This window comes from Pseudomonas sp. GW821-FHT09H03, from assembly GCF_059415945.1.
This window is the reverse complement of the sequence record NZ_JBWKOF010000011.1, coordinates 130,731-141,756: the sequence shown is the minus strand read 5'-3', so window position 1 is coordinate 141,756 and position 11,026 is coordinate 130,731. Positions and strand designations below refer to the sequence as shown.

Annotated in this window: 8 protein-coding genes; all 8 read left to right on the top strand. The window is 61.6% G+C overall.

The features are described 5' to 3' along the window. Nucleotides 1–30: 30 nt before the first annotated feature. The 8 genes from AC07OG_RS17475 to AC07OG_RS17440 all read left to right on the top strand — a co-directional run bounded on the left by AC07OG_RS17475 (nt 31) and on the right by AC07OG_RS17440 (nt 10,868). Complete coding sequence (locus tag AC07OG_RS17475) at nt 31–1,698, top strand: DUF1302 domain-containing protein (protein ID WP_060543452.1); 1,668 nt, start codon at nt 31–33, stop codon at nt 1,696–1,698. Nucleotides 1,699–1,791: 93 nt separating this feature from the next. Beyond that, a complete protein-coding gene (locus AC07OG_RS17470) occupies nt 1,792–3,003 on the top strand; it encodes a thiolase family protein (protein ID WP_060543453.1) in 1,212 nt (403 codons plus the stop codon). Between the two features lie 4 nt (nt 3,004–3,007). Continuing rightward, nucleotides 3,008–3,958, top strand: coding sequence for a bifunctional OB-fold nucleic acid binding domain-containing protein/MaoC family dehydratase (locus AC07OG_RS17465; RefSeq protein ID WP_495067601.1), 951 nt, complete (start codon nt 3,008–3,010; stop codon nt 3,956–3,958). Between the two features lie 344 nt (nt 3,959–4,302). Continuing rightward, complete coding sequence (locus tag AC07OG_RS17460; RefSeq protein ID WP_495067600.1) at nt 4,303–5,289, top strand: WD40/YVTN/BNR-like repeat-containing protein; 987 nt, start codon at nt 4,303–4,305, stop codon at nt 5,287–5,289. Between the two features lie 14 nt (nt 5,290–5,303). Continuing rightward, a complete protein-coding gene (locus tag AC07OG_RS17455; RefSeq protein WP_060543456.1) occupies nt 5,304–7,736 on the top strand; it encodes an efflux RND transporter permease subunit in 2,433 nt (810 codons plus the stop codon). Nucleotides 7,737–7,884: 148 nt separating this feature from the next. Further along, nucleotides 7,885–9,120, top strand: a complete 1,236-nt coding sequence (locus tag AC07OG_RS17450) for a helix-turn-helix transcriptional regulator (RefSeq protein ID WP_060543457.1) — start codon at nt 7,885–7,887, stop codon at nt 9,118–9,120. 134 nt (nt 9,121–9,254) lie between these two features. Then, the gene (locus tag AC07OG_RS17445; protein WP_495067599.1) at nt 9,255–10,022 is read left to right on the top strand and encodes an SDR family oxidoreductase; all 768 of its coding nucleotides are present in this window, start codon (nt 9,255–9,257) and stop codon (nt 10,020–10,022) included. 12 nt (nt 10,023–10,034) lie between these two features. Beyond that, nucleotides 10,035–10,868: an SDR family NAD(P)-dependent oxidoreductase gene (locus AC07OG_RS17440; RefSeq protein WP_060543459.1), complete on the top strand. Its 834-nt coding sequence runs from the start codon at nt 10,035–10,037 to the stop codon at nt 10,866–10,868. The last annotated feature ends 158 nt before the right edge of the window (nt 10,869–11,026 follow it).

The following is an 11,026-nucleotide window of genomic DNA, read 5'->3' as shown; positions in this document are numbered from 1 at the left end:
GCCAACCGGTTGTCATTGAGGAGAATCAGTGTGATCAACAAAAACAACAATAACTTTACGGTCATCGGTTCGGGCGCATTTCAGCTCACCAGCCTGGCGGCAGCCATTGCGCTGGTGTCCACACCCGTTTGGGCAGGTGAGACGTTCGAGTTCGACAACGGCGCGACCATCGACTGGTCGGTGACCACCAGCTACGGCATCGGTGTACGCACTGGCAGTCAAAGCGATCGCTTGCTGACTATCAACGCCGACGATGCCAACCGCAACTTCGACAGTGGCAGCCTGACCACCAATCGCGTGGGCGCGCTGGCGGAAATGATCCTGCGCAAGGACAACTACGGCGCCGTGGTGCGCGGCAGTACCTTCTACGATGACGTCTATCACAGAGAAAACGATAACGATTCGCCCGCTACCGTGAACAAAAGCGGCAGCAACGACGAGTTCACCAGTGACACCCGCTACTACAGCGGCGGTCGCAGCAAAATGCTGGATGCCTATGTGTTCAGCGGCTGGCGCTTTGACAACGACACCATGCTCGACGTCAAGGCCGGGCGACACATCGAATCCTGGGGCGAGAGTCTGTTCTACCCGGGTGTGAACGGCGTACAAAACCCGTCCGACGCGGTAAAAGCGTCCCAGCCGGGTGTCGAGGTCAAGGAAATCCTTTTGCCGGTGGGCCAGTTCTCCGGCTCGTTCCGACTGAACCCCCAACTGACCTTTGGTGCATACGTGCAATACGAATGGAAGGGCACTGAACTGCCGCCGGTGGGCAGCTACCTGTCAGGCAGCGACGTGGTCGGGCCAGGTCGCGAGTTTATCTACGCCAACGGCCAGAAGATCCTCTACCGCGGCACCGACGAACCGAGCGATGGTGGCCAGTGGGGCGTGCAGGTGCGATTCCGTCCGGTACCGGCCCTCGAGCTGTCGCTGTTTCACGTCAACTACCACGACAAGAACCCGGCCACCGCGCTGGTCGGCTACAACGCTTTGCCAGTAGGCGGTGGCCGCAACGCCTTCGTCAGCAATGGTTACGAGATCAAGTACTTTGAAGACATAAAACTGACCGGTATCAGCGCCTCGACCAAGATCGGCGATACCCAGGTCGGAGCCGAATGGTCGTACCGCGACGGTGCGCCGGTGATGGTCAATACCGGCCTTGGCGCGGTGCCCGCCAAGGGCAAGGGGCAGCAAATGCAACTGTCGGCGATTCGTATCCTGGGGGACCGTCCATGGGCCAGCCAGACCAGCCTGACTGCCGAAATCATCCGCGTGCAGGTTGACAGCGTCGAGTCCACTTCGGCGGCGCCCAACCTGCAAGGCGTAAACCTGCTGCCTTCTCTGGCACCTCTAGTGGCCTCTTCCGATGACTACACCTACAGCACAGCCGCGGGTTACCGCACCAAGTCTTCCAGCGCCTACACCGTGGGCGCATCGTTCAGTTATCCGGGAGTTTTCCAAGGCTGGGATCTGGAAGTCCCCTTCAGCTTCTCCAACGTCTTCAGCGGCTCCACGCCCATGTCAGGAAGCATCTCCGGCGTCGCCGGTGACAGACGCCTGAGCATGGGCACGACCTTCAAGTACCTGGGCAACCTGGAACTCGGGTTGAAATACATCTCCTACCTGGGTGAAGCCGACCCGATCGATCGTCCGTTCGCCGACCGCGACTACGCCACGTTTTCGATGAAATACACCTTCTGATCGACCACTCAAGTTCCGGGTCGCTCTGCTGCGCCCGGACCTTCAACACAACCTTGAAAACGCCGCAGCGTAATGCTTCGGCATGGAGGCACTATGGGGCTCAAAGGGCATGCGGCCATTGTTGGCACCGCACAATACAAACCGGAGAAGTATTCGACCGCACCCAGGATGTTTCACCTTGAACAAGTTGCCGACCTCGCGGCCCAGGCGCTGCGCGATGCCGGGCTCAAGGCCTCGGACCTCGACGGGCTGGTGATCAACGGCCCGCATTTTCATGAAGCGTCGGTGTTCGTACCGGCGATGGCCGCCGAGTACCTGGGCCTGCGCCTGAACTTCGCCGAAGTCGTGGACTTGGGCGGCTGTACCTCGGTCGGCATGGTCTGGCGCGCCGCCGCCGCGATCGAACTGGGGCTGTGCCAGGCGGTCCTGTGCGTGATCCCTGCGCGAATGGCGCCGTTGGGACCTGACGAGGACGCCGGCTGGATGGCCCGCTCCATGCGATTCGGTGGACACAGCACGGCATTCGGCGCACCCGAGGCCGAGTTCGACCTGCCTTACGGGCACATGGGCCAGAACACCGGCTACGCAATGATCGCCCAGCGTTATGCCGCTCAGTACGACTACGACCAGCGGGCGATGGCCAAGATTGCCGTTGACCAGCGCACCAACGCCCTGGCCAACCCGCAAGCGATGTTCCATGGCCAACCGTTGACCATCGAACAGGTGCTGGCCAGCAGAATGGTTGCCGATCCGTTGCACGTCCTGGAAATCGTCATGCCGGTGGCCGGTGGCGCCGCGTTGATCATCGCCAACAAGGAGGTGGCGGCGCGGGCCCGCAAACGTCCGGCGTTCATTACCGGGTTTGGTGAACACCTGGCGTTCAAGTCGCCGTCCTATGCCGAGGACATGCTGCAAACACCCATTGGTCCGGCTTCCCAGCGAGCCTTTGCGATGGCCGGGCTCAAGCCCAAAGACGTCGATGCCGCGCAGATCTACGACTGCTACACCATCACCACCTTGTTGACCCTGGAGGATGCCGGTTTCTGCGGCAAGGGCGAGGGCATGGCCTTCGTTCGCGAACACGACCTGACCTGGCGTGGCGACTTCCCTATGAACACCCATGGCGGGCAATTGAGTTTCGGTCAGTCGGCCTCGGCCGGTGGCATGAGCCAGGTGATCGAGGCGGTGACGCAGATCGCCGGTACCGCCGGTGAACGCCAACTGGGCCGTTGCGACAGCGTCTACGTCTCCGGCACCGGCGGCGTGATGAGCGAGCAGGGCGCATTGATTCTTCAGGGAGCATAAGCACATGTCCAACAACAAACCGATGCCGGTCGCGACGCAAATTTCCGCACCCTTCTGGGAGGGCCTGAAGGCTCGCCGTCTGTTGATCCAGCAATGCAACGCCTGTGCACACTGGAATTTCTACCCACGCCGACATTGCACGGTGTGCCTGGAACATGACCTGGCCTGGCGCGAAGTCGACGGCGCCGCGAGGCTTTACAGCTACACCGTGACGCGTATTGCAACCTTGCCCGACTTCATTGATGAGATGCCGCAGAAACTGGCGGTAGTGGAGTTGGCCGAAGGGGTGCGCATCAATACCAACCTGGTAGGCCTTGAGGAAAACGAAATCCAGATCGGTATGTCCTTGCAGCCGGTGTTTGCCGAAGTCGACGCCAAGGGCAACCGCCTGCTGCGTTTCACCGGGATGGACAAGGATGCGCAGGGCCTTGAACCGCTGCCCGCGCAAGATAGCAAGCCGGCGCCGGCGGCATCGGAGCAACCGCCCGCGCACCAGATCGACCTTAACGATGGGCCGGCCTTGCAGGCACTGGTCAGTGAGCAGTTCAGCGACTGGAGCAACGTGGTGGTGGTCGACCAGGCCCTGATCGACGACTTCGCCCGGTTGTCGGGTGACGATTACTGGATCCATACCGATCCGGAGCGGGCACGCCTGCAGAGTCCGTTCGGCGGCACCATCGCACACGGTGCGCTGGTGCAGGTGCTGCAGTCGCGGATGAAACTGGCGCTGGGCTACGAGATCAGTGGTTTTACCACCCAAATCAACTACGGCTCCGATCGCCTGCGCTTCCCGGCTCCGGTGCCGGCCGGCTCGCGCATCCATTCGCGGGCGCGGGTGAAAAAAGTCGAAATCCTGGCCCGTGGCACCCAACTGACCCTGGAGCTCAACATTCATGTGGTGGGGCAGGATCGGCCGTCGGTGATCAACGACCTGGTGATCCTTTACATGGCCTGATCCCCGTTGAAGATCCCCCTGTAGGAGCCGGCTTGCTGGCGATGGCGTCCGTTCGGTCGACGCATCGGTGTCTGACCTGACGCCATCGCTGGCAAGCCAGTTCCTACAGGGAGGGCGAAGGCAGCCAGTTCGGTTTGCACATGAATACCCCCCACTCACGCCCCACGTCATTTGCGCCATTACATAAGCCATTTGGACGATGTGCCCCCCATCCCTTGCGCCGACTATTGCTCCAGAGGCAACGCCCATCTCGATTGCCTCGCATGCCTGGTGCGTGACAAAAACAAGAGGATTGGCCCTATGACTTGCCCTATCCACGTCAACCCCGAACAGGAGCGTTGCTCATGCGTTCGGTGATCGGCTACGCGGTTTGCCTGGTGGTCGCCTTGACCATTGGCTACACCTTTTCCCCCAAATCCCCACCGCAAGCGCAACTGTTGGCCACTCGCCCGGACCGGGTGCAGATCAACGGCCTGCTCAATCTTGGGGCGCGGGTGGTTGCGGTGGGCGAGCGTGGCAGTATCTTGCTCAGTGACGATCAGGGCGTCAGCTGGCAGCCGGCCAATGTCGCCGCGCAACGCAATGCGACCCTGACAGCCGTGGTGGCACTGGACGACAAGCGCTTGCTGGCCGTCGGGCATGACGGCTGGATCCTCCGTTCCCAGGACGCCGGCAGCAGTTGGCAGGAAATTCGTTACGACAGCGATCTGGGCGAACCGCTGCTGGGCATCTGGACCGGCGGTGGCGACAGCGTCATAGCGTTTGGCAGCTTCGGCAAGTTCTATCAATCCCTGGATGGCGGGCAGACCTGGACCCCGCAGTCCCTGGAGATCGACAACGCGCACCTCAACAGCATGGCCGGTGGCAACGATGGCCGCCGCATGCTGGTGGGCGAACAGGGGCTGGTGTTGCGTACCACCGACAGCGGCCGGCACTGGCAGACTTTGCCGGCGTTCTACAGCGGCTCGCTGTTCGGCATCGTACGCCTGAGCGCAGATAACTGGGTGACCTACGGTATGCGCGGGCATGTGTTCGTCAGTCACGACTTCGGCGACAGCTGGACTCAGATAAAAGTAGGCAACCAGTTACCGTTGTACGGCCATGTGGTGCTCCCCGATCACTCGGGCCTGGTGATCGTCGGTGCGGGTAGCTCGGTAGTACGCCTGGATGTGAAAGGTGAGTTGGTCGGTGTCGGACGTCTCGCCGGGCTTGGCACATTGACCTCGGCGACGATCGTTGGCTCACGCCTTCTGGTGGGTGGCGAGCGCGGGGTATTGCAGGGATCAGGTGGCAGCGTCGCTGCCCTAATGGCCACACAGGCCACCCAGTGAATGAGAGGCGGGCAATGAATCAAGGTAAACACTGGGTGACGCGTTGCGTCGAAACGTGCGCGGACCATCTGATGTCCTGGCGCAAGGGACTGCTGGCACTGTTTGTCCTGGTGACGCTGGGCCTGGGCTACAGCGCCACCCACACGCAACTGGATCCGGGTTTCAACAAACAGATCCCGGTGCGTCATGAATACATGATCAACTTTCTCAAGTTCAGTCGCTACTTCACCGGTGCCAACCGCTTCCTGGTCAGCGTGCGCTGGAAAGGCGAGGGTGACATCTATAACGCCGAGTACCTGGAGACCTTGCGCAAGGTCACCGACGACGTGTTTTTCATTTCCGGGGTAAGCCGCCCAAGCGTGACGTCGCTGTTCACCGCCAATGTGCGCTACATCGAAATTACCGAGGAAGGATTCTTTGGCGACGTGGTGGTGCCACCGCGCTTCAGCGGTACCACCGAAGACCTGGCGCAGGTGCGCAGCAACACGGCGGCCTCCGGTCAGGTCGGTCGCCTGGTGGCCAACGATCTGAAGTCGGCCATGGTCCGCGCCGACCTGCAGGATACTGACCCCAAGACCGGCCAGCCGGTGTCCTATGTCGAGATCGCCAAGCGCCTGGAAGAGATCCGCGGCAAGTACAACAGCCCCAATATCGAAATCAACATTGTCGGCTTCGCCAAGCTGGTCGGCGATGTGGTTGAAGGGTTGAATACTGTGATCGGTTTCTTTGTGGTGGCCTTCGTCATTACAGGGGTGCTGCTGTGGCTGTATTCGCGCTCCCTGCGCTTGACAGTGGTGGCGCTGGTGGTTGCGTTGCTGCCGGTGGTCTGGTTGCTCGGCCTGTTGCCGCTGCTGGGCCTGGGCATCGATCCGATGTCGATCCTGGTGCCGTTCCTGATTTTCTCTATCGGCGTGTCCCATGCGGTGCAGATGACCAACGCCTGGAAGCAAGACGTGCTGGCCGGTAGTACCTCGAAGGAAGCGGCACGCTCGGCGTTCTGCAAGATCTTCATCCCCGGTTCCCTGGCCTTGCTGATGAATGCCTTGGGGTTTGCGGTGATCATGCTGATCGACATTCCCATCGTTCACGAACTGGGGGTGACGGCCTGCATCGGCGTGATGTTGATGATCATCACCAACAAGCTGATGCTGCCGGTGATCATTTCCTATCTACGCCTGGAGCCTGCACTCTTGCTTGGGGCGCAATCGCGACCGACGGGCAAGCACCGCCTGTGGTGGCGTCTGTCGGCACTCGCCGAGCCGGGGCCTGCGCTCGGGGTGTTTGTTGTCAGCCTGTTGCTGCTGGCGGCCGGGGCCTACAAGGCTCGTGATCTGGCGGTGGGCGATATCGGCGCAGGCGCGCCGGAGCTGCGGGCCGATTCGCGCTATAACCAGGACAATGGCAAGATCATTGGCAGCTACTCCATCGGGCTCGATGTGATGTCGGTGTTCGTCCAGGTCAAGGGTGTCGAAGAGGGCTGCCTTTCGCCTGCGGTGATGCGTGCGGTGGAAGCCTTCGATTTCCGCATGCGCACGGTCACCGGTGTGCAGTCGATCCAGAGTGTTGCGGACATGGGCAAGCGGGTGATTGCCGGCAACAACGAAGGCAATCCGCGCTGGGCGGCGATACCGGGATCACCCCGTGGCTTGAGCCAGGGCGCGCGGGCCTATATGCCGGATGATGGCTTGGTCACCGACGGCTGCCAGCAGATGCAGATCCTGGTGTTCCTGACAGACCATGAAGGCAGCACTGTCAGCCATGCGATCGCCGAAGCCAGGCGGATCATCGCTGAAGTCAGCTCGCCGCAAGTCGAATTCCTTCTGGCCGGTGGCAACGTCGGCGTGATGGCGGCCTCCAACGAGGCGGTCAAGCGCGCCGAAGTGATCATGCTCGGGGCACTATTCGGATCGGTGGCATTGTTTTGCTGGCTGACTTTCTTGTCGATCCGCGCGGTGCTGTGCATTCTGGTACCGCTGGCAATTGTCGCGATCCTCTGTAACGCACTAATGACCATGCTCGGGATCGGCCTGAAGGTTGCGACCTTGCCGGTGATGGCGCTGGGGGTAGGGGTGGGCGTCGACTATGGCATTTACCTGTACGAACGTATTCAGCACGAGATGCTGCGCGGGTCCAATCTGCGCGAGGCGTTCTACCAGGCCATGTGCCAACGGGGGACGGCTGCGGTATTCACGGCCGTGACCATGTCCATTGGCGTCTGCACCTGGGCGTTCGCACCGCTTAAGTTTCAGGCCGACATGGGTGTGCTGCTGTCGTTCATGTTCCTGGTCAACGTGCTGGGGGCGATTTTCCTCCTGCCGGCGCTGGCCGCCTGGTTCAATCGCGGGCGACCGCTGGTTGGTGATCGGATACGAACGCCGGCACCAGCTCAAGGGCAGTTTCGCCTGAAAAACAGCCCGGCGGCACGTGATATCGGGAGCGAAAAATAAACCTGCCGGGCCTATTGTGGAGTCTGCGGGCGCTAGGGAAACTGGCAGGCAAGTAGCAGTCGAAAGGGGGGGAGCCCAGGGCTCCCCCAGCCGAAATTATAAAAATAACAAGGGAAGGACCCAGTCCTTACCCGAGCGAGATAAGACTATGCAAAATGGTGACTTGACCCATGAAGCCCTGGCCAGCCTTGGCCTCGACCTCACGCGCTACAACCAGTTGGTGGGCGAGATCTATGAAGGCGCCCTCGATCCGAAACTGATGGCTCACGCCCTCAGAAGCTTTCTAAAGCTCTACGATGCCAACTACGTCACCTTGATTCTGCGGGTGCCGGATCAACCTGATACCGGCGTCATGATCATCGTCGGCGACATCGAAGGTGCCGGTGATGTCTGCTACATGACCTACCCGCAAACCAATTCGCCTTTTTCCAACCAGCCGCTGGACCATGTGTTCACCGTGGACGACCTCATGAGCCCCACGCAATGGGAGCAGAACGGGTATTACAAGATGTTTTGCGAACCCTTTGACGTGTACCACCTGATGTGTGCCGATATTTCCACCCCGGACGGCGGAAAGCTGCGCTTTCGCATGACTCGCCCCAAACGGGGCTCCAACTTCTCTGCCCACGACCGGGCGGTGTGCGCCAGTTTCCTGCCTCACCTGCGACGTGCTTCGCAACTGCATAACCTGCGAGACCGCAGCGAATCGCTTAGCGAGTTGTACTCCCAGGCCATCAGCCGGTTATCGGTCGCGACCCTGGTGCTCGACGAAAGCGGCAGCGTGTTGCAAATCAATCCGGTGGCCCAGGAAATCCTCGCCCGTTCCGATGGCCTGAAACTGGTGGGTGGGCGCCTGGAGGCTACGTATCCCAGCGACAACCGTGAACTGCAACGCCTGATTCGTGGCGCGTTCTGCCCGGATGCGCCGAAAAGCGCCGAGGCCATGTCGGTGACGCGCCCCTCGGGACTGGTCAACCTTGGCGTGGTGGTCGAGTCGATTCCGTCTCTGGACTGGGCCGAGGAGAAGGGCCAGCCAGCGGCGCTGGTGTACATCCGCGATGCGTCGAGCAAGTCCCTGGCCAGCGAAGTGGTGACCAAGCAACTGTTCAACCTGACCAAGGCCGAAACCGCCCTGGCCATGGAACTGGCCAACGGCTTGTCCCTTGAGGAAGCTGCCGAGGTTTTGAGTATCCGGCGCAATACTGCGCGGGCGCACTTGCGCTCGATCTTCTCCAAGACCGGCGTGCGGCGCCAGACCGAACTGGTGCGCATCATGCTCAACAGCGTGGTGGCCCTGGGCAAGCCCCAACTGGCGTTGAAAATGACCGAGAAAATCAAGGTGCCGCCACTTCAACTGGCCGTGCCGATCTATCGTCAGGCCTGATCCTGCAAACCCGCCACCGGGCCATCCTGCCCTGTGGCGCGGTCATTGATGCAGCGCATTTTTTAGTCCGCACGGACGATGCCGTCCCGTGATCGCCCTGTCGATACTGGGCGGACCAATCACGGAGAACCACCATGCCAATTACAGCCATCACCGGCAGTGCCTCGGGAATCGGGGCCGCCGTATCCGCCGCCATGCGCGCCGCCGGGCATCAGGTTATCGGTATCGATCGCAGCAACGCCGAAGTGATCGCCGACCTGTCCACCCCCCTGGGGCGTGACGCGGCCATCTCGCAAGTGCTTGAACTCAGTGGCGGTGTCCTTGACGGGTTGATCTGCTGCGCTGGGGTCGGTGTCACCGCGCCAAGCAGCGGCCTGATCCTTGCGGTCAATTACTTTGGCGTCAGCCAGTTGCTCGGCGGCCTGCAGGGGGCTTTGGCCAAGGGCCAGCAACCGGCGGCGCTTGTGATCGGTTCGGTGGCGGCCACTCATTCGGGGCCAGAGGGCCAAGCGCAGATCGAAGCGATGATCGCCGGCGATGAGGCCCGGGCGCTGCAATTGGCCAACAGCCTCGGCCAGCCGCACGTCGCCTATGCCGCTTCCAAATACGCCATCAGCCAACATACCCGCAGCCTGGCCGTGAGCTGGGGCAAGCAGGGCATGCGGGTGAACGTGGTGGCGCCGGGCGCGGTCGAAACTCCGTTGCACCAGGCTTCGCTGGACGATGCACGTTTTGGCAAGTCGACACGTGAGTTCGTTGCGCCACTGGGTCGCGCCGGGCAACCTGCGGAAATCGCAGCTGTGGTCGCTTTCCTGCAATCGCCGCAGGCTTCGTTTATCCACGGCAGCGTGTTGTTCGTCGATGGCGGCATGGATGCGATGGTCCGTGCCTCGCGCTTCTAAAAAGGAACTTCCATGAACAAAGTGGCATTCATCACCGGCGCCAGCCGGGGTATCGGCCGCGAGGCGGCGCTGGCGTTTGCCCGCGCCGGTTTCGACCTGGCGATCAGCGCCCGAACCCTCAACGAAGGTGAACAACATGAGCACGCCCTGCGCGATGCCGCCGGGGCGCCGCTGGCCGGCAGCCTCAACGGTACTGCTCAGTCTTTGCGCGAGCTTGGTTGCCGGGTACTCGTGGTGCCGATGGACCTGCTCGACAGCGCTTCGGCCCTGGCCGCCTGTCAGGCGGTACTGACCGAGTACGGACGCATCGACGTGCTGATCAACAACGCGATCTACCAAGGCAGCGACCTCAACTCCGGGTTCATGGACCTGCAAGCGCAGACCCTTGAGCGGATGTTCCAGGGTTACATCCTTACCCCGTTCCTGTTGACCCGTGCAGTGGCCGAACACATGGTGACGCGCGGCGGCGGGGTGGTGATCAACGTCACCTCCGGCGCCGGTGAGAGCGACCCGCCGGTGGCGGCGGGCAAGGGTGGCTGGGGATATGCCTATGGCGCGGGCAAGGCGGCAGTGTCGAGGTTGTCCGGGGTGCTGAGTACAGAGCTTGGCGAAGCTGGCGTGCGCGCTTACACCCTCAATCCAGGTGTAGTCACCACCGAAGCGCTCAAGGCTACCATCGGTGACAAAGGGCTGATTGCCCTGCGCGCCGGCAGTGCGCCACCCCATGTACCGGCGGCTGTAATGCTGTGGCTGGCCACCGCCGAACAAGCACCGGCGTTTCAACGCCGCACCATCGCTGCACAACCGTTTGCGCTGGAACACGGCATCGTCGCCGATTGGCGTTGACGAAAGCAGTGTGTCAGTCGCCATAGATGATGACTGGCATGGCCTCTTCGCGGGCAAGCCCGCTCCCACAGGTCCCGTGTTGTACACAGATTTTGTGTACGACACGAAAACTGTGGGAGCGGGCAAGCCCGCGAAGGCGTCAGAACTGGCGACGAGAG